The organism is Litorilituus lipolyticus, from assembly GCF_006439335.1.
In the GTDB taxonomy this organism is placed as follows: Bacteria; Pseudomonadota; Gammaproteobacteria; order Enterobacterales; family Alteromonadaceae; genus Colwellia; species Colwellia lipolytica.
Genome location: NZ_SAWY01000002.1, coordinates 24,138 through 49,253, shown reverse-complemented (window position 1 = coordinate 49,253; position 25,116 = coordinate 24,138). Strand labels below are relative to the sequence as shown.

The window sequence follows — 25,116 nt, the reverse complement described above, 5'->3', positions numbered from 1 at the left end:
ATAATATAGCGAATGATAAAGCCACACCTTCTCAGTCATTTTGGCAACGATATCATTTTTATGTGCTGATTTTGCTGGCGGTAATCGTCAGGCAAATTCCGCTAATCTCTATTCCATTTAATTGGCTAGAAAGCTATTTTCATGAAATTAGTCACGGTTTAGCCGCTTTACTTACTGGAGGTTCAATCGTGCAAATTGAACTGTTTACCAATGGCGCAGGTTTATGTACTACACGAGGTGGAGCTAACTTTGTTATTAGTTTTATGGGCTATGCTGGGGCAACATTATGGGGTTGGGGAATATATAAGTTAGCTGGCGCTCATAAGAAAATAGCGCAGTACTTTTCTTATTTTATATTAATTGTCTTAACCAGTTCAGTGGTTTTCTGGGTTAGAGATTTATTGACCTTTATTATTGTTGCCATATTGATATCTATGTTTGTTTTTTTGGTCAAAATGCAGACATTAAAGTATTTACAAGTACTGTTACAGTTTATGGGCGTGATTATTTTATTAAATAGTTTATTTAGCCCTATGCATTTGCTTGATGGAAGAAGTATGGGCGATGGAGCTGCTTTATCACAGATGACATTTGTTCCAGAGATAATTTGGGTTGCTATATGGTGTGCATTAGCACTTTTAGCCTGTTTCAATTTAGCGAAAGGCCGTGCTAAATATGACTAAAGCTATTCAGGAACAAGCGAATTTAGTACCTGTCACTTTCCAACTTCCTAACCTTACTTTACGTGGCTTTTCCTTTGGTAACCCTCAAGGCGAAGTGGTGTTATGTTTACACGGCTGGTTAGATAATGCGGCGAGTTTTACCCCATTATTAACTGCTATTGCCGCTACTCAGCAGACAAATAATAAAGCCTCAGACAATACATTATTAGATAAACATTATGTTTGTTTAGATTGGGTGGGGCATGGGTTATCGGATCATCGAAGTGGTGATGCCCATTATCACTTTCTCGACTATGTTTATGATCTATTGCAACTGTTTGAACTTAACCAATGGCAAAAAATTCATGTTTTGGCACACTCAATGGGCGGTATGGTTGCCAGTGCTTTTGTAGCAGCTTTTCCTGAAAAAGCGAAAACACTTACCTTAATAGATACTTTAGGGTTTATTACCGCAGAACCTGAAGATACCACGACTCAACTGCAAAAAGGCTTATTGAGCCGTTTGAAAATAAGTAATCATAAAAAATTAGCAACGAGTAAAACGCTAAATTCAGCAGAGATTAATAAGAAGAGTACACGTGCATTTCCTTTAGAAACTGCTATTAAAGCGAGAATGAATGTTTCAGATCTTTCTTTTGTACATGCCAAGTTGTTAATTGAGCGATCTATTACTCCTGTTGATGATGGTTATTTTTGGAGAACTGATAAGCGGCTTCGTACTGTTTCACCTTATCGATATACATTCGCGCAAACTAAACAATTATTAACAGATATCAGCATACCCGTTATGGTAGTTTATGGTAGTAAAGGGCTGAAGCAAGTGACTATTGTACTTAGAAAACTTCCTGATTGTGTCGCAGCTTTTAGAGCAGAAATGTTAACAGGCGGGCACCATGTTCATATGGAGCAACCAGAGGAGTTGGCTAACTTACTGACTTCATTTTGGAAAGCGAATAATAAGAAGGATAAGTAATCGCTTTTAATAGGAATACTGTCTTAAATACTTTGCCTTAATGCCTTGTCAGAGCGACTAGCAAAATCAGATTAAAATTAAAACGCATGTTTAAATTTGCTGGTACAATGAGTTAAAATTTGATAAAACACATATATTAAAAAAGAAGACACTATAATTAAAATAGCTTAAAACGAATAAATATGGTGCTTACAAGCTGAAAAGTTCAGTAATAAATAAAATGCTTAGAGGAAATTTATCGTGGAAAAAATCTGGTTAGAAAAGAGTTACCCTGAAGATGTACCGTTTGAAATTAATCCAGATAAGTATCCTTCCTTAGTGGCTATGTTTCATAAATATACTAAGCAATACTCAAGTACTACAGCTTTCATTAATATGGGTGCTTCAATTACCTATAGACAATTAGATATTCAAGCTAGAGCCTTTGCCGCTTATCTTCAAAAAGATCTAGGTTTAGTCAAAGGTGATAAATTTGCCATTATGGTGCCAAACACGTTGCAATACCCTATTGCACTATTTGGGGCTTTATTAGCCGGTTTAACGGTGGTTAATGTAAACCCGCTATATACAGCAAGAGAGTTGGAGCACCAATTAAAAGACTCTGGCGCTAAGGCTATGCTGATAATAGAAAATTTTGCTAAAACACTAGAAACTATCGTTGATAGAACACCTGTTGAACATGTAATTATGACGTCACTAGGTGATCGCTTAGGCTTAATTAAAGGCGCTGTAGTTAACGCGGTAGTTAAACACGTTAAAAAAATGGTACCTAGCTTTAATTTACCTGATGCTGTTCGCTTTAATACTGTTTTGTCTAAAGGCATGAGACGTGAATTTACTCCTGTGGAAATCTGTGGTGATGATTTGGCGTTCTTGCAATACACAGGTGGTACTACTGGTGTTTCAAAAGGTGCAATGTTAACGCACCGCAATATGGTGGCGAACTTAGAGCAAGCCAAAGCGGCTATTAAACCGTTATTAGTAGAAGGTGAAGAGGTTATTGTTACCGCATTGCCGCTTTATCATATCTTTGCATTAACGGCTAACTGCTTAACATTTGTCACGTTAGGTGGCACAAACCTATTAATTACTAATCCAAGAGATATGCCAGGGTTTGTTAAAGAGTTGAATAAATATCCGTTTACCGCCATTACTGGCGTGAACACTTTATTTAATGGCTTATTAAATACTCCAGGCTTTAAGGACTTAGATTTTAGTACCTTAAAAATGTCTTTAGGCGGGGGGATGGCCGTTCAAAGACCTGTAGCAGAGCGTTGGCAACAAGTTACCGGGACACGTTTACTTGAAGGTTATGGCCTAACAGAATGTGCGCCTATGGTTACCTTAAGCCCACATAATCAAAAAGCCTATGATGGTACTATTGGTATCCCAGCATCGTCGACAGATATTAAAATCATGTCTGATGATGGCGAAGAACAACCGCAAGGTGAGTCAGGTGAAATGTGGGTAAAAGGCCCACAAGTAATGAAAGGTTACTATAATCGCCCAGAAGCGACTGATGAAATTTTAAAAGATGGCTGGCTTGCAACAGGTGATATCGCCATGATGGATGAACGAGGTTGTTTTAGTATTGTCGATCGCAAAAAAGACATGATTATTGTTTCAGGCTTTAACGTATTCCCAAATGAAATTGAAGAAGTGGTGATGATGCATGATGGCATCTTAGAAGCTGCGGCTATTGGTATTCCCCATGAAGTGAGTGGTGAAATTGTTAAGATATTTGTTGTTGCTAAAAACGATGAAGTTGATGAAGAATCGATAATAAAACATTGTAAAAAGAACTTAACCAACTACAAAGTACCGAAACTGGTTGAGTTTAGAGATGAATTACCGAAAACAAACGTAGGCAAGATATTAAGGCGTGAATTGAGGTAACCTTAAGCATACTCTAATGGGAATACTGCGCTGTAATATAATTCTCTGGATAATCATTGGCTAGCTGTTTATAATCTTTTGCAATAAAGGGTTGAACGTTAGCCAATTTTTCTATTTGAAGTCTTAAATGCGCCAATTGCTTAAAAAAATACTCCCTCCATTTGCTATAAATAAGCTAAAGCGAGTTCAAGCATCATTTCACCGAAAATTAACGCCTTTTTTTTCAAAGTCTCCTTTTTTATCTCGCATCTACTTCACTTTTTTAAATTCATCATACCATAGAGAGCAGTTTGCAAACTTGCGTGGAATGATGGCTTATAAACAACGAATAAATGAGCATAAAAATTCATCAAATCCGCTATTAAGAAGAAATATACATCGTATTGAAAAAGGCTTAATTATGAAGCCTTTAAAACCAGTTTTTGCTTTAGATTATATAGAGCAAACACAGCAAATTTATTTTGCATCGTTAAAGTCTACTAACCACCAACCTGAAGAGTTGCAATGGGCGGGTGCAGTTTTAGCCAAGTATTATAATGTAGTTAAAATTGAGCAAAGTGATTTACTGCTAAAGCTTGCAAATGAGTTTAAAGCAAATGTGGAAGTTGAATTTGAAAATATTAACCAATTCACGCCTTATAGTCACAGTGAATTAGTTAAGCCTAAGTTTACTTATCAAGAGTTTTATCGCTTTATTAAAATACGTCGCTCAACAAGATGGTTTAAACAAGCAGAAGTTTGCCGTGAAAAAATAAAACAAGCCATTGAATTAGCATCACAAGCACCTAGTGCATGTAACCGGCAGCCTTATCAATTTTTTGTGGTTGATAAGCAACCGCTTGTTTCTAAAATTAGTAAACTTGCTATTGGTAGTGGGGGCTTTGCCCATAATATTCCAACAATTGTTGCTGTGGTAGGTGATTATTCATTTTATGAGCATGAAAGAGATCGTCATGTTATTTACATTGATGCAAGTCTAGCTGCTATGCAGTTTATGCAAGCACTTCCAACGTTAGGTTTATCATCATGCCCACTTAATTGGCCTGAACTAAGTGTTCAAGACAGAAAAATTTCTAAGCTATTAAGCTTAGCTGAATATAAAAAGGTAATTATGCTTATTGCCGTAGGTGAAGCCGAAACAGAAGGTGGTATCCCATATTCTCAAAAGAAAACAGCTGAACAGCTCACTCACTTTGTTGAATAGGTTAATAGCAATCCGTTCCAAAAGGTTAAAATGTGCTAAATATTGAAATAAAAGGCGTGCAGTTCTCAAATAAAGGAGCTGAGCTAATGTTAGTTGCTATTATAGAGCAACTTGATAACGAGCTTGGTGATTACCAAATTACACTATCACCAGGTAGATTTTTACCTTATGAGAAACGTGCCAAATTAGGTGCGTGGCAAAAGTTGAGCTTTCGTCGAGGAAGCATAGATTTAACGGGGTTGATATCGAAGCTACCGAGTAAGATACTTAACTTTTTCAAGCGTTACGGTTTAGTTACTGAAAAAAATGTAGACGTTATCCTCGATGCGAGTGGCTTTGCATATGGTGAACAATGGGGAGATAAATCACTGCTGTTTACTGCAAATGAAGTGATTCGATGTAAAAAAATTAATAAGCCTTACATATTCTTGCCTCAAGCCTTTGGTCCTTTTAATCAAACAAGGATTAGGGAAGCTGCAAGAAAAATATTTTCAAATGCTAGTTTAACGTTTCCGCGAGATGAACATTCATATATAGCTGTAATGGGAACAGTAGGGCAAAATGAGCTAGGCACAATTCAACTGATGCCTGATTTTACCTGTTTAGTTGAACCAAAGCCCTTTGAAAAATATCAAAATCAATACACAGAAGCCGAATCGAAAAGTATTTGCTTAATCCCAAATAATAAAATGGTGTCGAAATTCCATCATACTGATGCGGAGCAAGATACGGAGTCTTATCTCAACTTTTTAGTCACAGTAGGTAAATATTATCAAGAGCAAGGCTGGCAAGTTGTTCTGCTAAACCATGAAGGAAAAGAAGACCAAGCAATTTGTCAACAAATACAGGAGCAGTTAATCGAAGGTAGGCATTTAAACAGTGTTGATATTGTTGAAGGTCTATCTGCTGTTGATATAAAGGCTTTTATTGGCAGTGTTGATGCTGTTGTCTCAAGTCGTTTTCATGGTTGTGTAAGTGCTTTGATACAGGGAGTTCCATGTTTGGCTACGAGCTGGAGTCATAAATATCAGATGTTGTTTAATGAATATGGTTTACTTGAAAATGTTCTTGATTTTAAACTAAAAGATCATGAAATAATTGAAGTACTAAGTGCCTTTAACAAGGAGTTAGATAAGCAAAGCCAGCAATCAATCTCTCATGCTGAAGTCGTTAAACGGCAAACTCGAAACATGTGGAAACAAGTTTTTGCCATGCTAGAGCCTATTAATAAAGGTTAGCGTATCGACAAGATTACAGTGAGTTGTTACACTCATGCGATCAATAAAATCGCTATCTTTTCAAGATTTGTACAGGATAAATTAATGAAAAAGAATAAAGGTTTCACCTTAATTGAATTATTAATAACAATTGTTATTTTAGGATTATTAGCCTCTATAGTTGCGCCTGAAATGTTTTCAAAAGTAGGTTCAACAAAAAGAAAAACTGCAGCAGCTCAAATGAAAATGTTTGAAACTGCAATTAATACATATCGATTAGATGTTGGAGACCTACCTGAGTCATTGGAAGCTTTAAGAGTAAAAGGAGATAAAAAGGGATGGGATGGCCCATATTTACCTAAAAACATCCCATTAGATCCATGGGGCAATCCATATGATTATAAAGTTCCTGGTGAGAATGGAGAACCATTTTATTTGGCCTCTTTCGGTAAAGATGGTCAAAATGGTGGTGAAGAAGATAATGCGGATATCATTCATCAATGACAAAGATAATTAGCTTATTAGAAAATGAGTTTAACTTAGGTTCAGAAAATATCGAAAAAGCAGTAGCTTTTCAATTAGATCATGGAGGTCGAATTGAAAGTATTTTAGAAAATATGGGATTGATAGATGAGTCCGATATTGCTCTACTTTACTCAACCTACTTTAAACTAAAGCTTTTTACTGCTAAAAAGTTTGAACTTGATGGTTATGCCCTTACAGATGATATATCCATTCAAGCTAAGTTAAACCAATTTGGTTGGTTGCTTTGTTCAAATGAAAACGAAGAAAGAAAGCTGATAACTTGCGATCCTTTTAACGTTAATGCAAATCAATATGTATCAAGTTATTTACCTGATACCGAGCTTGCTATTATGCAGCGAAGTGATGTTGAAAGCATCATCAAGCATAATGAAAATTTAGTAGAAGAGTCTAACGAGTTAACACTTAACGAAGTAGATAAACTAAAAGAAGCAGCGAAAGAAGCACCTGTAGTTAATCTTTTGAATTCATTGATTTTAAAAGGTTTAAAACTCAATGCTTCAGATATGCACATTGAACCACTAGATAACTATTCCATTGTTCGTTATAGGGTAGATGGTGTTTTAGTGTCAGATGAACGCATTGCTAGGTCAATGGAGTTACCGTTAGTTACGCGTCTAAAAATACTGAGTAATATGGACATTGCTGAGAAGCGACGTCCTCAAGATGGAAAAATTGAAACTCGAGTTTCAGGTCAAGAGTTAGATATACGAGTCTCGTGTTTACCTCTTGCTGTAGGTGAAAGCTTTGTATTGCGCTTCTTAAAAAAAGAATCACTATCATACAACCTTGAAGCTTTAGGCATGGAACATGATGTTCAAGCGTTAATTGAAAATGATATAACTAAGACTTCAGGCGTCATACTACTTACAGGCCCTACAGGTAGTGGTAAAACGACAACGTTATACTCTTGTTTAAGTAAGCTGAACTCTGAAAGAACAAAGATTATAACTTTGGAAGATCCTGTTGAATATCAACTAGAGAATGTTAACCAAGTACAAGTTAATCCTGAGATAGGTTTTGATTTTGCAGAGGGTCTAAGAAGTATCGTTCGACAAGATCCTGATATTATCATGCTAGGTGAGATTCGTGATCAAACTACAGCAAAAATAGCCATGCAGTCTGCTTTAACAGGTCACTTGGTTTTTAGTACAGTTCACACAAACGATGCCCCAAGTGCATATACTCGGCTTTTAGATTTAGGTGTTGACTCATTTCTTCTTGATGCAGCCTTACTGGCTATTATTGCTCAACGTCTAGCTCGAAAATTATGTACCAATTGCTGCAAGCCTTCTGAAAATCCTGAAGAATTGATTGCTAAATATAATCTAGAACTTTTAACTAGAGATTTTGCGATTGACTTGTCAGTGAACAGTTTGAAGCAAGCTGTTGGTTGTGATGAGTGTGGTCATACTGGTTACAAAGGCCGTATAGCATTAATTGAATATATGCGATGTGATGAAGATATTTCTTTACTAAATAAAGATGAAGCTTTCTTAGTGAATGCTAGAAAAGTAAATAAAGCTCGAGGGTATCGTAATCTATTAGTTGATGGGGTGGTTAAGGCGCTGAAAGGACAAACCACCATTGAAGAGGTTGTTAGGGTGGCAGGCTGATGAAGTTTACCTACCAAGCAATAGCTAAAAATGGCAGTAAAATTTCAGGTGTATGCTCTGCTGATTCAAAAGAACAAGCATTAGCAGTTGTCTCTAAAAATGGAGGCTTTGTTACTGAAATTAAAGCAGTAAATGACGAAAAATTATTATCTGTTTCGTCAGGAAAGGTTTCCTCAGATGATCTAGAGTTTTTAACCTCTGAATTGAGTATTTTACTGAATAACGGTATTAAAATTGATAAAGCTTTGAGCATGCTCGCCAAAGTAAAGCAAGGTAGTGCCATTGGTGAAATGATTTCAGGTATATCTGAACACCTAGGAAAAGGAGGCTCTTTATCCGAGGCATTTGAACAATACCCGCAGTATTTTTCTAGCTTATACATTAATTTAATTAATATTGGCGAAAAAACCGCTACATTAAAAGGGGTTTTTTCGGAATTAGCAAAAGACCTAAAATTTAAAGGGCAAATTAAAAAACGTTTAACTCAAGCATTGATATACCCTAGTGTTATTTTCTTTGTTTGTATTTCATCTATATTGTTTATTTTTAATTATGTTGTACCTAGTATGGCCAGTATATTTGAAGGTCGGGACAATATTCCCTTTTATACTCAATTTATATTGGATGCTAGTGATTGGCTAATTGCTTACCAATTTAATTTGTTGGTCGCAGTCGTTATTCTTATCTATGTAGTGATCAAGCTCTGGCAACAACCCCAGTTTAAAAGCAAAATGCAAAAGCTTCTGATGAAAATGCCCGTTGTTGGGCCCGTCTACTTAGAGGTTGAACGGGTAAACTATACCTCTGCTGTAAAACTGATGCTAAAAAGTGGCTTGAAAATTAACCAGGCGCTTGAGTATGCAATTGGAAATATTGCTAACGAAGAGATAAAGCAAGAGCTAGAGTTTGCCGTTAATGAGTTAAAAGGTGGTGGTAGTTTAAATCAGGTTTTATCAGGCTCTAAATTATTCCCTACCTATTATCAATCCCTTATTGAAGTTGGTGAAGAAACCGCTGAGCTAGAAAGTGTTTTCAGTGAGATTGTTGAACGAAGTAAGAATGCCTTTGAAGCTAAAGTCACTCAAATGTTAAATATGTTAGAACCACTTCTTATAGTTGTTATGGGTTTAGTTGTTGGTGGTGTGGTAGTTACTTTAATGTTAAGTATCACTTCAGTGAATGAAGTAGGTGGTTAGTGTCTCACTCAAGCTCAGCAGGATTTACTTTAATCGAGTTACTAGTGGTTATTGTAATTATGACCACTTTATTTACGTTTGTGTCTCCGTTAGGGGTTAAACAAATAGATCGGGCTAAAGCTCAGCAAGAACTTCATGAAACTATAAGAATATTTCAAATGTTGAGCACAAGAGCCTACGCAAGTGGTGCCGTAATAGAAGTAGAGCTAAGTAATAAACGAATTATAGCTCGATACTTAACTAAAGTTAAAACTTGGCAGTTTGAAAAGTTGTCTTTTACTAGGCAAATTATAACGTTAAACAGAAATGGTTATATGGATAAAGGTATTATTAGTTATAGCTTATCAGGTGAAACTCAGCAACTTAATATGATGGCTGAGCTTATTGATAATGATGGTGTATATACGTATGCGCCATAACTTTTTTATTAGGCACCCTCACCAGGGATTCACCCTAATTGAAGTACTTATTGCTAGTGTGATCTTGTTCGCTATCATTACTTTGTTATATCAAGCAATTGCTCAATCTACTCATTCATCTGATATTGCCCGTAAAAATTTAGAAATAAATTCAGTCATGCCTTTAATCACAGGTAAAATTAAGAGTCAGCTTAGTGGGCGTTTTTTTCAAGTACAAAATTCCGGAGAAGGTGAGCTCTTAGGTATTAATTATATATGGCATGCAGAACAGCTTCAAAAAAAACCTTTACGTCAAAGCTTTGCAGATCAAGATTTTGAAAATTATACTAATATTTTTTTATGGCAGGTTAGCTTAACTTTACATAGCCACAGTAAAAATCAAACCATTCGTTACCAAGAGGTAAGTTGGCGATGATACGGCTTCAAGCGACGAAAGGCTTTACATTGGTTGAATTGCTTTTAGCTATGGTGGTGTTTTCGTCACTTATCGCATTAGCAACTTATTCTTTGATGCATTTTGAACGTTTTTGGCATAAGGATTTAGGGAAGTTTCAGCAAGTTAAGTTTTCAAATCAATCGTTGCTACAACTCAGAGATGTTATTCATTCAGCTTACCCTCAAATTGTATTAACTGAACATAATAAAGAGGCATATTATTTTTTAGGGCGTGAAGAAGGTTTAACCTTTGTAAGTTATGCTCCTATTTTTTCACCTATCTCTGAGCCAGCTGTAGTACGTATATTTAGAGAAAACTCAGCTACCGGCTATCAGTTGGTCTATGAAGAGGCTCCACTAAACAATCAAGTGTTAATTTATTTGAAGCAGGAGCTGAATTTTGTTCACCGTTTGATCCTTAAAGACAATATTAGCAGATTGGCATTTAGTTACTGTGGTTTGCCTAAACGAAGTGTAGGCTTAGACCTTACATTAAAGAACGACCCAGGTTGCTTTTTAGTGTATGACGGTGTGGAAACAAAATTGAACCCAGAACTTGTTATCATTGATTTAGCAGGTGAGCAATTAGTTTTTAATCTTCCTAATGCTGATCGCCTTACCGAAAAAAAATCGCTTGATTTTTAAGAGAAGTTTAGATGTGTGTTTCTAATTCAAATTCAATTCTCATAAATAGTAGCCTTAGAAAATCTCAGCGAGGGGTTGCTTTAGTTTTAGTTTTATTTTTATCTGCTATTATGATTCTGCTCGCTACAAATGTGCTAAAACAGTCGCAATCTCAGCTTTCGCAAAGTCAACTAGTAAAAGACAAGGTTTCAGCATTTGCTTCGGGTTACTCTACAAAATCAGAAATAATCTTTGAGTTACTCACCCAAGAACCTAAGGCGCTTGTGAAAGAAAGAAATTGGGATTTCTCAGGAGCGGTAATGGACTTTGGTAATACAAAGGTTCAGATACAAGACCTAAATGGTTTATTAAATATTTATAATTTTGTGAGTCACAAAACCTTGGCCAATGTATTTAGCCAGTGTGGTGTTGATGGTAATAAAGCTGTTGGAGTTGCGCAAAAAGTGCTAGCGGACCACAACAAAAATATGAGTCTGCCAATAGACAAATATCAAAGACTTTTTACTTTGCTTAATGATGTTCCTTTAAGTGTGAAAAGCTGTATTGATCGTAACATTACACGCTTTTCCGGTGCTATTTTTAACCCCAGTACAGCTCAAAGAGAGTATTTAATCGCTAAATTGGGCAATGTTAGGGCGCAAAAAGTTTTGACTGCCAAAGAAAACTCAAGGGAAGCCTTGCAACAAGCTATCGCAGATATCTCGCCAGATGATCCAGAGTCTAATCAACGTAGTATTATTGGGCCATATTTTCGTGTAACATTACGCGCGCATAAAGATGACTCTAATTGGTCTGAAATGTTTGAGATCAAAATAGCCAATCGTATAGTCAAAAAACCACTAACTTATTTAGGATATTCTCCGCTTTAATATGAGTAACTTTAATACCTTAATCAGTAAAATGCTGAAATCAGCTGAAAGTTCACTACTGCAACGCTATTGCTTATTATTATGGGATAGTTGCTATGCACTAAAAAAGGGCGTGCTAGAAGAAGCAACAGCTCAAGATAAAAAACAAGTTAAGTGCCTTATTCTTGGAGCTCAGCATTATCAAGAAGAAGTAATGGATTATCCTATTTCACGATACCGCGATCTAGTTAAAGTATTAAAGCTAGAACAAACAAATAGTCTGAGACCTTTTTTATTTCAAATACAAGCTTTTAATGGTAAAGCAAGACAAGTAAAAAAGGCTTATTATAGCGACACTCTTTTGGCTGAAAATATCATCAGACCTAACTTGGTTATACCAGAAAGTTGGATTATTGCATCAAGCCTGAAAAATAAAACTATTCAGTATCAACAAAACAATCGTAAGTATATTTGTGTACCAAATAATTACAAAAATACAGTGATTGAATTAAATGGTTTGCTTACTAATAGAGAGGATGCCTACATAGCGCTAGTTGTACCACAGAGTGTTGAGTGCATTGAAAATGATGAGTCTTGGTTAATCAAAGAGTTATTCAATGGCAAAAATATAGCATCCCTTTGGCAGTTAATTCTTGGTTTGTATGTTAATTATTCAAAGCAGAGTAAACAAACCGATTGGCGTGCATTCTTTGCTGGAAGCTCGATTGTTCTTGTTATTTATCTCATCGTTATTAGCCTTTTCTTAAATAACTCTGTAGCTAGTTTAAGAGCTGAAAGCGATAGTTTAAATGCACAATTATCTCCATTATTAGATCTTATTTCACAAACTAACGAATCAAAGAGTCGAGCAGAGAAGTTTTCTGGTTTGTATCAGGTTAAGGGGTGGGAGTTAACTGACTGGCAAAGTATTGCACCACTATTTACTCAAGGTATCAAGCTTATAAATATAAACTTCTTACCTACTGGAAAAATAGCCTTAAAAATGAGGAGTACTTCCTTATCATCTAGTGATGTCTTAGCTTTACTATTGGCTCAACAAAACGTGGCTAAGGCAGATTTCTCAGGGATTATTCAAAAAAAAGCCAACTATCAAGATTTTACGATTATTGTAGAGTTAGCTAGTTTACAAGAAAAAACACAAGAGGTCGCTCATGACTAAGAACAAGAAGTTATTGCTTTTGGTCACCTTACTCTTAGCTATCAAAATGGTTATATTGCCTCAGTTAGCAACACAAAATGAAAACTTAGCAACTAAAGAACAGTTGTTGCGTACTAATAAAAAGCTTAGTTTGATGTTAAGTACTGTTGATGAAGAAAAAGCTAAAGTAAAAGGTTTGGTCAATCAACTGATAAAAATGCAGGAATTAGTTCCTACCTATATTTCAGATTCTCAGGCAAAGCTCGCTATTCAACAGCAAATTGAGCAGTATGCTGAGGAAGTTGATTTAGTAATTCAACGGCAGAACTGGCAAGCTATAAACGAAGATGAAAACTTAGCAGGAATTATGCACGGTAAAGTGTTAATAACTGTTAAAGGAAGCTTGATTAATATACTCCGATTTCAAAATCTAATCGCAGATAACCAACCGGCAATAGTGATTAATAGTATGTACAATGCAATGCCATTTAAAAAAATGCAAACCCTTGTAACATCTCGAGTAGTATTGGACGTGTTATTTCAACAAGGGCAGAAGTAATAGAATGAACATAATATCGAACTTAGATAAAAGAATGTTACTAGCCGGTGTTGGTTGTGCTGTTATTATATTGCTAATTGACATTTTCAATCGAGTGCTTCTACCTGGTGCTAATGTTAAAGAAAAGGAGGATGTAAACATTGAAATAGTTAAGTTTAATCGGACAAGTATCAATGGGAATGACTTTATTAATCAGTACTTCTCTTCTCTGCTTGCTATTGAAAAAGAGTTAGAACAAAAAACTAAAGCTGCGCAAGATAAACTTGCCAATGACAGGTTGGCGAAAAGCCAACAAAATAAAGCAATTGTAAAACCAGACATTTTAAGAGTTGCAAAGCTTGTTGGAGTTATTTCCCAAAATGGCGAGCGTAAAGCTGTCATTGAATATAAAAACAAAACCGGAAAAATATCATTGATTACTTTACCGTCTGGCAAATCGTTTGCTGAAGGTAAAGTTACTCAGGTTGGGGTTGATTTTGTTGAAATCGAAATCGAAGGCACTCTTGCTAAACTACCATTATTCAAAAACAAAAATATGACTTTCTCAGGTGAGAAAAACAAGGGTAAATAACATGTTACAACAGAGAAAAACTAACGTTCTCCGCGCACTTGCTATTGTGTTAGCTGTAGGCCTAACCCCTGGGTGTGCATTATTCACGCCTAATGAAAAACCTGAGGTTGTACATGTCAAGGCATCATCACTTCTGGAAAACAATATCGAAGAAGAAATACCTGTTAATACCAATGATGATGAAAAGTCGACGCCAGAAACAAAAATTGAAAAAGTAGAAAGCTTGGCACATAAAACATTACAAGCGGAAGAGGTTAATGATGAAGCCTATTTTAAAAATAATCAAACGTATGCTGTTGCTTTTGATAGTTTAAGAGTTACTGATTTTATTCACCAAACTTTTGGGAATACATTGAAAGTTAATTATGTCATTGAGCAAAAAATTTCTAATATACCTAACCTTATCACTCTAAATATAAGTAAAGGGCTTACAGATAAGCAGCTTTATAAAGCAACTAAGCAATTGCTAGATGAAAATGGCGTAAAAGTACGTTTAAAGGAAGGGGTTTTTTATTTACATACACTTGATCCTGTATTAGAAGGTGCTGTGGTACAAGTGGGGCGTTCAGTTAGTTCAGTGCCACAAACTACAGGAACTATTTTACAGATTATTCCGTTAAAATATGGTGTGAACTTTAGTATAGAAAGAACATTAAAGCAGCTTGTGAAAGCTAAAGTTTCGCCAGATGCAGGTCAAAGTGCACTTTTTGTTGAAGGCACAAGAGAGCAAGTCATCCAAGTAATTGAATTGACGGAGTTACTAGACAGACCTGCTCACCAAGGTAAAAACATCGGTTTTATTGAGCTTAATTATATTTCAACAGAAGAATTTATTGAAACAATTAGTGAATTATTAACAAGTGAAGGTATTCCGGCTGACTTGAACAATAAAGCAACGAGAAACCTTGCAATGGTACCTATTGAGCAAATAGGAGCCATTGCTATTTTTGCGAGTGAACTTGATTTTCTAAATCGAGTAGAGTTCTGGGCTAAAAAGTTAGATCAACCACCAAAAGGTGATACTAAACAATATTTTATCTATAGGCCAAAGTTTGCTCGCGCTGAAGATATTGGTGAGAGTTTAGCGCCATTATTTGGTGGTAATGCTGTGGTAGCAAATAAATCGGGTAACAATAGTAGAGATACTAAATCATCTGTTGCTAATAAAACTCAAGGTAAAAGCAGCTTGGCTACCAGTAATGGTGGGCTTGATGAAAAAGGCATTAATATAGTGATAGATTCTCGTGCAAATTTTGTAATTGTTCATGCAACAGGGAGTAGCTACCAAGGGATTTTACCTTTAATTAAAAATCTTGATGTGATGCCTAAACAAATATTACTTGATGTAACAATTGCTGAGGTAACTTTAAGAGATGAATTTCAATATGGTGTTGAATTTTTTTTAGAAAGTGGCAAGTTTAGTCTAAGTACTCAAGGTGTTATGGGGTTAGATGATATCTCAGGTGGTTTATTTAAAGCTGCTGGTGCAGTTAGTACGATAGAAGCTAAAGCCATTGAACGAAATAGTTTAGTTAATATTCTATCTAACCCAACTTTACTTGTTCGAGATGGCGCAACTGCTTCTATTGTAGTGGGTGATGAAATCCCAATTGTAACTTCAACTGATACAAATGATAATACTGAAGTTGTTAGAGAAAATGTAGAGCGACGCCAAACAGGTTTAACTTTGTCTGTTGTTCCAACTATCAATACAAATGGTGTTGTTATTATGGATATTCAGCAAAGTATTTCTAATCAAATTGCAGGTAATGCACAAGGTATTTTAAATAGAGATATAAGTACCGAAGTTGTTGCAAATAGCGGGAAAACTATTTTGTTAGGTGGTCTTGTCTCTGAAAATGCTTATGATATAGATAAAGGAGTACCTTTTTTAAGTAGTATTCCTATCTTTGGTTACTTATTTAAAAGTGAAACTCAGTCGAAAGAAAAAACCGAGTTAGTGGTGCTAGTGACACCTAGAATTATTTTTGATGATAACCAATGGGACAATATCAAGCATAACTTTAAGCAAGGTTTAGATATGCTTACTTATTAAGTTTAAAACTGTTCTTACAATAAGGAAAAATAAATATTAAATTAGGCTATGCTAGTTAATTATTAAATAAAAAGGTTTTTTTTTAAACTAAACTTGTGTTTTTTTTGTGCGTGGCCATAGGTAAAAGTAAGACTCTTGTTTTTAATCATAAAAATTACTTAACAGGGTTGACTTTACATCTAAACTCACGAATAATCTTTTCTACCTAATTTAGGTAGTAATTATAGATATATAGTTACTGATTAGTATTACTAGGGACTAGGCACAGCCAAGTTCCAGTTTCATGAAACTTGGAGAAAATAATGAAAACAATAATGAAGTCGACATTAATTGCATCTGCAATTGCTGCTACTTTTGGTGTTCAGGCTGCAGTGATTGACGCGCCAGCGAACTCAACATATTCTAAGCAAGCACAAACATTTGCTACTGCATCATCAATTACAACAACAGATCTGCAAGTAACAATTGCAGCAGAATATTCTGAGAATGATACTTATAGATTCTACTTTGAAAATGGTGTAGGTGAATTACCAACATCTTTTGCTTCTTTACCTTCGACTATTTTAGTTCAAAGGGGTACTATTGGTACTAGTGACTTAGTTACAATGACTTTAGGTAAGCTAACTTCACCTACAGGTGATGACTCAGAAGCTCATTACCGTGTAACTAACGTTGATAACCAGTTTGCTACAGGTACTGGTGGTTTGGTTATTGCGTTTAACCAACCTAATCCTGTAAACCCTCCTGTTGCAAATACAGCTAACTTAGTAATTGATTCAGCTGCTGTTGTTTCAGGTACTACAGTAAAACTTTGTATGGAAACTAAAACAGGTGTTGGCGCTGCAACTATTGAAAAGATCTGTTCACCAGTTGCTACCGTAGCAACACAGTTTAACGCTGTAACAATTGCTGCCGGTAATAAGCTAAATGGCGAAATTGATGTAACTATGTTGCGTGAAATGTTTACAGGCTTAAATGCTACTGCGCCAAACTATGTTGAAGCTAACCCTACTCTTGAAGATACACTTGTTATCGAAAAAGCTGTTGTAAACACAACAGGTTGGCAAACAACTGTTACTGAAAATGAAGTAACAGTTGTACTAAATGGTGACTTCACTGACTTAACTTCTGGTCAATTTACATCACTTAACGCATTAACTGGTCCTACATTAAATACTGCAGCGACACAAGTTACTATGACTTACCCTGCAACATTTACAACTGACTCAATTACTTTTACTTCAACAGGTAATGGTGATGGTACTAATGCTGAGTTACTTGATCAAAAATTCACTATTGATTCAGAGCAAGATTATACTTGTTTAGTATCTGTGCCAGGTTTACCAACATGTCCTACTGCTAATACAGGCGTTGAAACATTAAACGTAATGACTGATGCTGGTGAGTGGACATTAAATGGTGCACAAATCAATATTCCTTACATGCCTTTCTCTGACATTACACTTCCAGCAGCACAACGTGATCTTGGTCAAGTGATTTACATCACTAACCATAGCTCTGTTGATGCAGGTTCTGTATATGTTACAGCTACAAATATGGCTGGTGACGTTGTACTAAACAACGTTGTTGTTGAAAGCTTAGGCGGTAATGAAATGAAGAAATTAACTGGTAAAATTATTGATGCTCTAATCAATAACGCTTCAGTTCCTTTCACATCAGGTAAGCTTTCTATTGATATCGTAGTTAATGCAGCTGACGAAAACATCAGTGTTCATTCAGCATATAAAAACAATGCTGAAACTGACCGTGCTGTTGTTATCAATGACCAATATAAAGGTAAAATCAACTAATAATTGATTTTATTGCACAATATTGTGTAAGAACAAAACGAGGCTAATGCCTCGTTTTTTTTTGCTTCAAGTAAGCTTAAAGCAATTTAATATTAGCTATCTGATAATTATAAAAAACTAAAAAATTCTTAGGTGAAAACATAAAGTCATGGATAAACAAAAACGTTTTTATATTAGTACTAATTTGACCATAATCTACAGGTTAACTTTTGCTCTTTTTTTAGTTACGACGGTTTATTGCGGTGCATTGACTGTACCATTATATGTAGATGATTCGGTTATATTGAATCAAGCAGATAATTTGATCCCACCAGACACTTTTTTACATTTGCTTAATTTTCGTTATATAGGCTTAAGTTCATATTCGCTAAGTCAGCTTTTTGGAGAACGAATAATTGCATTGCACGCTATAACTCTATTTATACACTTCCTTAATGCTTGTTTAATTTGGTTTTTTATAAATGCTCTAGGGCAAGTACTTGCTAGTAGTGAGGGCTTTAGTATTAAAGAACAACAATTAAATGGCATGTCCTATGCGGTTGCTCTTTTATGGTTAATTCACCCGTTAAATACTCAGGCTGTTGTTTATATCAGTCAACGTTTTACTGTTTTGGCAATGTTTTTTACCATGTTGTCTTTAATTTTCTATACGCTTTCAATAAGAAAACAAAATAAAACTAGCTATTCAATACCTAAAAATGTGAGTTTTATTTTATTAAGTATTTGTTTCTTTATATTAGCGTTTGGTAGTAAACAAACTGTAATTTTCTTACCGGTATTCATATTCTTAATGACTTTTAAGTTAATAACTAAACAACGAATAAAGTTGCTTATAATTGCTACTTTAAGCGTCACCTCAGTTGTCGTCGCATTTTACGTTGCGCCAGAGTTCATAATAGAACTTGATAAAATAACTAGAGAAACTAATTCGTATAGTCGTTTAGATTATTTTGCAACACAGTTAAAAGTTATATTACAGTACTTTAAATTGCTTTTTTTCCCGTTTCCACTAAAGCTGGAGTCTCAAGTCAGTTTAATAAGTTTTGGCTCAACCACTTTCTATCACTACTTAGCTATTCATGTTGCGTTTATCATAACTATTAGCTTTATCTCAGTTCGATATAAACAGCCTTTAATGTTAATTGCTTTGGCTATGCTATATTTAGGATTGGCTGTAGAGTCAAGTTTTATTCCTATTCAAGACTTATACTTTGAACATAGAATGTATTTACCTTCAGCAGCAGGGTTGTTAATTTTAACAAATTTGTGCCGCTTAGTTTTAAACTCTTTTGCTAAGACTAAAATACTTAAACTAGTACTATTAGGGCTTTTTGTTCTTTGCTTTTCAGTTTTAAGTTATATTCGAGTACAAGAATGGCAGACACCTTTGAAATTTTATCAACTTGAGTTAGATAAAAGCCCTAATAGCACACGAGCAATGAGCAGTTACGGTAGGGAACTAGCAAAGAATGGGAGTAAGAAAGAGGCATTAAAGTTGATACTTCAAGCTTATAATCTTGAACTTGAACAGGGTGTAATTCGCCAATCAAATCTTGTCGCATTATTGACTATTTTAGTTGACTCTGGCTATTATCAAGATGCCCTAAATTTAGGGAGAAGAGCATTGAAACATACCAAGTCTCGTCCTAAGTTACAATCTTTAGTCTATTCACAGTTGGCCTTCGTATATTATAAAATGAATATTTGTGAATTTGCGATTGGTTGGTCTAACAAAGCTTTAATATTGGATAATAATAATCAACTTGCACCACAAGTCATTTTGCTTTGTTCAAAGTAATATTATATTTTTATTGACTTCTACTACGTAAGCTAGGAGTTTTCTTTACTCTTACGAGAGTGATTATATTCTGGCATTTGTTTTGCTTTTGTAACATAGAGTGACAATTTAATGACAAGAACATAGCATTATGAGAGTATTGCCGTATAAACGCGTATTATGATAAGAGCTCTATTGTTTATCATAGTTTGTATATGTTGTAGAGGTTTTTATGCTTTTTAAGAAATTTTTAATAATAGCCAGTTTAGGTGGTTTTTCAACGTTATCAGCTTATGCAGGTAATTGGTTAACGCAAGAGTTAGCTAGTAAAGCAAACTTAAAGTTTAATGACGGGAACTCCAAGGATATGGTGATTTCACCAAATGGTCGGTTTATTGCTTTTAGCTCCTGTGCTACTACCCTGATAGTAAAAGATACTAATGGCAAATGTGATATTTTCCTTAAGGATACGCAAACGAATATTATTAAGTTAGTTTCGAATGGCCTTAATAACCAAGCTTCAAATGGTGATTCTCAAAAGCCCGACATTGCTGTTAATGGCTCAACTATTTTTGTTACTTATGAATCAACCGCAACTAATTTAATTGAATTTGCTTACTCTACTAGTGACATTTATTTATCGACCTACAGTTTTAGTGATACAGATATCAGTGTTATTGGTAATACAGAGCTGATATCCAGACCTGAAGATGAAAACATTACTAGCAATAATAGTTCGTTTAACCCTTCTATATCTAAAGATGGGAATCGAATTGTCTTTGATAGTTTAGCAAATAACCTAAGTAAAAAAATACAAGGTGGCCCAGATCAAACTAGTACAGACACCAATGGAGTTAGTGATGTTTTTATTCGTGACCGTGCAGCTAATACTACTTACCGTATAAATAAAACCTATAGTACAATTGAAGTTGAAGCTGCCTCACGTAATCCTGTTATTAGTGCTGATGGAGAATTTGTAGTCTTTGAGTCTGATTCTAATAACATAAGTAGTAAAGATGTTTGGAATAATACTGATATTTTTCGTTACAGCCTTGCTGAGAATAAAGTAATTTTAATTAGCCTTAAAACTAACGGCAATAAGTCAGATTCGATTGGAAGTTATGCCCCGAGTATAAATGCTGATGGTAATGTCATTTCTTTTCATACAAGCGCGGATTTAACAAATGATATCAGTGATGTTGACGGAGTTGATGATGTATATGTTAGGAATGTATTGGCAAGTACAACGTCGTTAATAAGTATAGGGGGAGGGGAGTATAATCACGCTGGCGGTGCAAACTTTTCTTCTATCAACGCTGATGGGGACAAATTAATATTCACAGCAAAAAATGCCACAGGTGAGCCATTAGTGGCACAAGAGAATAATGTTTTCTATCGTGATTTATCTAACTTGGATACAATTGTCATTTCAGGTGCTGATGAAGGTGTTAGCCAAAATTCTGGAGAACTCTATCTTGCAAGCATATCAGCTAATGGAAAAAACATAGCTTATAATAGTGATCGTATTGTGGTAGTTGATGAGGATAATGATAGTTTATCGGATGTTTATAAGTATCAGATTGAAGATGATCCAAGTGCAGGAAGTAACTTAAGAGTTAGCTTGCCGATACCGGGAGAAAATTTTGTTTCTAATGTTGATAGCATCGCAATGTCAAAAGATGGACGTTACATTGTTATTCAGTCTAAGGCGAATAATATTCTCCTTGACGGAAATGAATTTGATTCATTATATTTGTTAGACAGAGGTGCTGATGGTAAACAAACGCAACTTGAAAGGTTAAGTTTTGGCCTAAATGGTGCCCCTTTAAATGGTGAGATAGATAAAGGGAGCTTTGATATTAGTGATGATGGAAATTATATTGTGTTTAGTTCATTGGCCAGTAATATCGTTTCTGGTGATACAAACACATCTTATGATGTATTTTATCACAATAGATTGAACTCAAGTACTATATTGATTAGTTTCGGACAAAATGGTGCTGTCGCGAATGGTTCTTCGCGCAATTCACGTATTTCTGGTGATGGTAAGAGAGTTACTTACTCCTCTTCCGCACCGAATATCATTAGTCATGGTGTTGGAAATCAAGAAGTGTATGTTTATGATGCGGATAAACATGAAAACACATTAGTAAGTCATACACAAAATGGAGAAGTGTCACCTAAGTCATTTTATAGTGGCTCAACCAACCCTGAAATAAGTTCAGATGGTAATTTTATCACTTACATGACTGAGAATGAAAAGGTTTTTGGATATAATACTAGCGCTGGGTGGCAAATTGCTCTTTATGATATTAGTAATGATGAAAACTCTTTAGTTACTGTACCAGTAAGTGATTATCTAAGTTATGAATATAGCTTTCAGCCTAGTATTTCTAGTGATGGAAGGTATGTAGCGTACAGTACACATGCTACAGATAAAATTTTGGGTGATGGCGTAGATAAAGATGATAACTACGATAATGATATTTTACTTTATGATCGCCAAACGGGTACTAATCAGATTATTAGTTATGATAATACCGCTGCTGGAGTGCAAGGAAATCAAATAAAAAATGCATTTGATGTAACTATTTCAGATGATGGCACACACGTAGTGTTTAAAACCAAAACAGAAGATGAAGTAAATCCTGATGTATTTAATTATCAAGTTGTGGTTAGAGATTTAGTTAATAATGTAAGTTCAATTGTTGCAAATAGTAATGCTCTAGATAATGACACGACTGAAACTGCAGATCATGGGAAACTTGCAGCAACTACAACGACTATCCAGCCTAGAATCTCCAGTGATGGAGATATCATTCTATATCCTGCAAACATCCCACATGCTATTTTTACGCTTGATTCAAATGATCCTTTAGCTGAACCTACAGTAACAAACCTTGTATCAGAAGGAAGCAGCATTACTCAAGCTTACATTGCTAAACGTGAAACTGATTCTGATATTGATGGCATTCCAGATCGAATTGATACGGATGATGATAACGATGGAATGTCAGATGACTATGAAAATCTGTACTTACTCAATGATGATGACTCTGTTTGTTTAAATCCATTAGACTCAAACGATGCTGCTGAAGACTGTGACGGCGATGGTCTGTCTAATCTAGAAGAGTTTGAATTAAGCACTAAACCAAATGATTCAGACAGTGATAATGACGGTTTAACTGATCACTTTGAAGTTAATACTTCTGAAACTAACTTGTTTTTAACAAACCCTTTAAATGATGACAGTGATAATGATGGCTTGACTGATGGTTATGAAATTAATACTTCATTAACAAATCCTTTAATTGCCGATAGTGATGGTGATGGGTTATCGGACGGCTATGAAGTTAATACTTCACTAACTAATCCAAATAGCTCAGATAGTGATAATGATGGTTTATCTGATGGAGATGAAGTAAATATCCATCAAACAAATCCAAATAGCTCAGATAGTGATAATGATGGCTTGAGTGATGAATTTGAGGTCAATAACCCTAAATATGATCCTTTGAATGGTGATATGGACGGAGACGGGGTATTAGATGGTAGTGATAGTGACCCTTTCAATAAATATATTGGCGGCAAGATAGCAGCTAAAAATGATTTTAATAATGATGGTAAAACAGATTTGTTTTGGCATAACAAACAATCTGGTCAGACTTATGTTTATTTAATGAATGGTAAGGCTGTGATAGAAGTTGGCTCACCAACAACCCGAGCAGATACTTATTGGCATGTTGTTGGTCGTGGAGACTTTAATGGTGATGGTAAAGAGGATGTTCTATGGCGCCATCAAGAAACAGGGGTAAATGAAATAGATTTAATGTCAGGTGTCTCTGTAACTAATACTATTTCTTTAAATACTGTTCCAATGACCTGGCAAGTAGCAGGTATTGGTGATGTTAATGGTGACAATGCTGACGATGTTATTTGGCAGGAATTGACAACAGATGAAGTTCATATTCATACCTTATTAAATGGCCAACTTGAAAGTGCGTCGCAGTTAATACCAGCTAATACTGACTTAAAGATAAAAGCTGTTGCAGATTTTAATAGTGATGGCTTTGCTGATTTATGGTTGAGGAATAAGCAGACTAATGAAAACTTTACCTATTTGTTGAATGGATTTACGATTGTTCAGCAAATTAGCTTAGGTGTTATTAGTGAAAATTGGCAATTACAAGATGTTGCCGATGTTGATGGTGATGACGATAGTGATATAGTGTGGCGAAACAAGCTAACAAGTGAAGTTAACCTTTATGTTATGCAAGACGGCTCGTTGCAATCGGAGCTTGCTCTACCAACAAGGACTTCTGAATGGCGTTTAGCAATGACGGGCGACTTGATTGGTGATTTAAGTCAAGATTTTATTTGGCATAACCTAAGTACTGGAGAAGTGGTTGCAGACTTTTTAGATGTCAGCCAAGCAGGGGGCATAAGTAGTAGCCAAACTGTAACAACCATTGCTGATGCATCTTGGCAACTTGTACCTAAGCGAATTTCTGAAATTTCACCTTCCCGTTATGACTTTGATGGTGATAATAAAGCAGATATTTTGATACGAGATTCTGGAAACGGAGAACTTTCTCTTCAGCGTATGAATGGAGTAAACGTTATTTCGAGTGATATTGCCGGGACTCTGCCTGTTGAATGGCAAGTCGCTGGGCGTGGAGATTTTGATGGTGACGGAAAAAGTGATCTGTTATGGCGTAATAATAGTACAGGTGCAAACCAGATACATTTGATGGATGGTCATGCATCATTACAAGAATCTGCAATAAATAGTGTCGGCACAAATTGGGAAGTGGCTGGCGTTGCAGATTTTAATGGCGATAAAAAAGATGATATTTTATGGCGTGATCAAGTTACTGGGTCAACTTGGTTATATACTATGGATGGAACAACGGTTATGCAAAGCCAAAATGTAACGACCATCAGTGATATGAACTGGAAAGTCGCAACGACTCCTGATACTAATGGAGATGGTAAGGCTGATATATTATGGCGAAATACCATTTCAGGAGATAATTACCTTTATTTGATGAATGGTAATAATATTATGAGAGCTTATTTATTAAGTACTGTACCTGTGCATTGGTCAATCACAGGAAGTGGTGATTTAAATGGTGATGATGTGGATGATATTATTTTTAGAAGTAGCGACGGTACAAACTGGAGTTGGTTGATGCATGCTGGTCAAATAGGGCAAAGCTTACAAATAAATCGAATTACCGATACAAATTGGCGAATGAAAGATATGGCAGACTTTGATGGTGATGGGAATGACGATATATTGTGGCGTAACCAAACCAGTGGTTCCACTTATATGTACTTGATGAATGGTAATGCCATTATAGGTCAAGGTGGTTCTGACTCTATCGACATAAGTAAGCGTATTGTAGGGCAATAACCTTAGGCATATTGAGTTATTGATTACCACTTGGTAATCAATAACTCGTGTAGGGCACATATATTGCGATATATTAAAATCTCTACAGTATC

19 protein-coding genes are annotated in these 25,116 nt (G+C 35.5%); all 19 read left to right on the top strand.

Annotation, left to right across the window (positions count from 1 at the left end; genetic code table 11):
- Positions 1–62: 62 nt before the first annotated feature.
- Complete coding sequence (locus EPA86_RS01410) at positions 63–683, top strand: M50 family metallopeptidase (RefSeq protein WP_246058196.1); 621 nt, start codon at positions 63–65, stop codon at positions 681–683.
- On the top strand, positions 676–1,656 hold the full coding sequence (locus EPA86_RS01405; RefSeq protein ID WP_140601151.1) for an alpha/beta fold hydrolase: 981 nt from the start codon (positions 676–678) through the stop codon (positions 1,654–1,656). Before EPA86_RS01410 ends, EPA86_RS01405 begins: the two co-directional genes overlap by 8 nt.
- Positions 1,657–1,896: 240 nt before the next feature.
- Positions 1,897–3,552 (top strand): long-chain-fatty-acid--CoA ligase FadD, encoded by a 1,656-nt coding sequence (gene fadD / locus EPA86_RS01400; protein WP_140601149.1) that lies wholly within the window; start codon positions 1,897–1,899, stop codon positions 3,550–3,552.
- A gap of 127 nt (positions 3,553–3,679) precedes the next feature.
- A complete protein-coding gene (locus tag EPA86_RS01395) occupies positions 3,680–4,756 on the top strand; it encodes a nitroreductase family protein (protein WP_140601147.1) in 1,077 nt (358 codons plus the stop codon).
- Between the two features lie 32 nt (positions 4,757–4,788).
- Entirely contained in the window at positions 4,789–5,994 is a 1,206-nt protein-coding gene (locus tag EPA86_RS01390) for a polysaccharide pyruvyl transferase family protein (RefSeq protein ID WP_140601145.1), read from the top strand.
- Between the two features lie 84 nt (positions 5,995–6,078).
- Complete coding sequence (gene gspG / locus EPA86_RS01385) at positions 6,079–6,477, top strand: type II secretion system major pseudopilin GspG (protein ID WP_140601143.1); 399 nt, start codon at positions 6,079–6,081, stop codon at positions 6,475–6,477.
- Positions 6,474–8,132 (top strand): GspE/PulE family protein, encoded by a 1,659-nt coding sequence (locus EPA86_RS01380; RefSeq protein ID WP_170309533.1) that lies wholly within the window; start codon positions 6,474–6,476, stop codon positions 8,130–8,132. Before gspG ends, EPA86_RS01380 begins: the two co-directional genes overlap by 4 nt.
- Complete coding sequence (locus tag EPA86_RS01375) at positions 8,132–9,328, top strand: type II secretion system F family protein (protein ID WP_140601141.1); 1,197 nt, start codon at positions 8,132–8,134, stop codon at positions 9,326–9,328. Before EPA86_RS01380 ends, EPA86_RS01375 begins: the two co-directional genes overlap by 1 nt.
- Positions 9,328–9,747 (top strand): pilus assembly FimT family protein, encoded by a 420-nt coding sequence (locus EPA86_RS01370; RefSeq protein ID WP_140601139.1) that lies wholly within the window; start codon positions 9,328–9,330, stop codon positions 9,745–9,747. The genes EPA86_RS01375 and EPA86_RS01370 overlap by 1 nt, the downstream gene beginning before the upstream one ends.
- On the top strand, positions 9,737–10,162 hold the full coding sequence (locus tag EPA86_RS01365; RefSeq protein WP_170309532.1) for a PulJ/GspJ family protein: 426 nt from the start codon (positions 9,737–9,739) through the stop codon (positions 10,160–10,162). Before EPA86_RS01370 ends, EPA86_RS01365 begins: the two co-directional genes overlap by 11 nt.
- Entirely contained in the window at positions 10,159–10,827 is a 669-nt protein-coding gene (locus EPA86_RS01360) for a PulJ/GspJ family protein (protein ID WP_140601135.1), read from the top strand. Before EPA86_RS01365 ends, EPA86_RS01360 begins: the two co-directional genes overlap by 4 nt.
- An 11-nt stretch (positions 10,828–10,838) precedes the next feature.
- Positions 10,839–11,696, top strand: coding sequence for a hypothetical protein (locus tag EPA86_RS01355; protein WP_140601133.1), 858 nt, complete (start codon positions 10,839–10,841; stop codon positions 11,694–11,696).
- Between the two features lies 1 nt (position 11,697).
- Positions 11,698–12,855 carry a hypothetical protein gene (locus tag EPA86_RS01350; protein ID WP_140601131.1) on the top strand — a complete coding sequence of 386 codons (1,158 nt, stop codon included), beginning with the start codon at positions 11,698–11,700 and terminating at the stop codon, positions 12,853–12,855.
- Positions 12,848–13,393 (top strand): hypothetical protein, encoded by a 546-nt coding sequence (locus EPA86_RS01345; protein WP_140601129.1) that lies wholly within the window; start codon positions 12,848–12,850, stop codon positions 13,391–13,393. The genes EPA86_RS01350 and EPA86_RS01345 overlap by 8 nt, the downstream gene beginning before the upstream one ends.
- A 4-nt stretch (positions 13,394–13,397) precedes the next feature.
- Positions 13,398–13,964: a hypothetical protein gene (locus EPA86_RS01340; protein ID WP_140601127.1), complete on the top strand. Its 567-nt coding sequence runs from the start codon at positions 13,398–13,400 to the stop codon at positions 13,962–13,964.
- A gap of 1 nt (position 13,965) precedes the next feature.
- Positions 13,966–16,020: a secretin N-terminal domain-containing protein gene (locus tag EPA86_RS01335; protein WP_140601125.1), complete on the top strand. Its 2,055-nt coding sequence runs from the start codon at positions 13,966–13,968 to the stop codon at positions 16,018–16,020.
- A gap of 302 nt (positions 16,021–16,322) precedes the next feature.
- On the top strand, positions 16,323–17,831 hold the full coding sequence (locus EPA86_RS01330) for a hypothetical protein (RefSeq protein WP_140601123.1): 1,509 nt from the start codon (positions 16,323–16,325) through the stop codon (positions 17,829–17,831).
- A 148-nt stretch (positions 17,832–17,979) separates the two neighbouring features.
- The gene (locus EPA86_RS01325; protein ID WP_140601121.1) at positions 17,980–19,629 is read left to right on the top strand and encodes a tetratricopeptide repeat protein; all 1,650 of its coding nucleotides are present in this window, start codon (positions 17,980–17,982) and stop codon (positions 19,627–19,629) included.
- A 211-nt stretch (positions 19,630–19,840) separates the two neighbouring features.
- Positions 19,841–25,024 (top strand): VCBS repeat-containing protein, encoded by a 5,184-nt coding sequence (locus tag EPA86_RS01320; protein WP_140601119.1) that lies wholly within the window; start codon positions 19,841–19,843, stop codon positions 25,022–25,024.
- The last annotated feature ends 92 nt before the right edge of the window (positions 25,025–25,116 follow it).

Coding starts and splice junctions, on each gene's coding strand:
- EPA86_RS01405 (WP_140601151.1), top strand. CDS start 676: ATGACTAAAGCTATTCAGGAACAAGCGAATTTAGTACCTGTCACTTTC.
- EPA86_RS01395 (WP_140601147.1), top strand. CDS start 3,680: ATGCGCCAATTGCTTAAAAAAATACTCCCTCCATTTGCTATAAATAAG.
- gspG (WP_140601143.1), top strand. CDS start 6,079: ATGAAAAAGAATAAAGGTTTCACCTTAATTGAATTATTAATAACAATT.
- EPA86_RS01380 (WP_170309533.1), top strand. CDS start 6,474: ATGACAAAGATAATTAGCTTATTAGAAAATGAGTTTAACTTAGGTTCA.
- EPA86_RS01375 (WP_140601141.1), top strand. CDS start 8,132: ATGAAGTTTACCTACCAAGCAATAGCTAAAAATGGCAGTAAAATTTCA.
- EPA86_RS01365 (WP_170309532.1), top strand. CDS start 9,737: ATGCGCCATAACTTTTTTATTAGGCACCCTCACCAGGGATTCACCCTA.
- EPA86_RS01360 (WP_140601135.1), top strand. CDS start 10,159: ATGATACGGCTTCAAGCGACGAAAGGCTTTACATTGGTTGAATTGCTT.
- EPA86_RS01355 (WP_140601133.1), top strand. CDS start 10,839: ATGTGTGTTTCTAATTCAAATTCAATTCTCATAAATAGTAGCCTTAGA.
- EPA86_RS01350 (WP_140601131.1), top strand. CDS start 11,698: ATGAGTAACTTTAATACCTTAATCAGTAAAATGCTGAAATCAGCTGAA.
- EPA86_RS01345 (WP_140601129.1), top strand. CDS start 12,848: ATGACTAAGAACAAGAAGTTATTGCTTTTGGTCACCTTACTCTTAGCT.
- EPA86_RS01340 (WP_140601127.1), top strand. CDS start 13,398: ATGAACATAATATCGAACTTAGATAAAAGAATGTTACTAGCCGGTGTT.
- EPA86_RS01335 (WP_140601125.1), top strand. CDS start 13,966: ATGTTACAACAGAGAAAAACTAACGTTCTCCGCGCACTTGCTATTGTG.
- EPA86_RS01330 (WP_140601123.1), top strand. CDS start 16,323: ATGAAAACAATAATGAAGTCGACATTAATTGCATCTGCAATTGCTGCT.
- EPA86_RS01325 (WP_140601121.1), top strand. CDS start 17,980: ATGGATAAACAAAAACGTTTTTATATTAGTACTAATTTGACCATAATC.
- EPA86_RS01320 (WP_140601119.1), top strand. CDS start 19,841: ATGCTTTTTAAGAAATTTTTAATAATAGCCAGTTTAGGTGGTTTTTCA.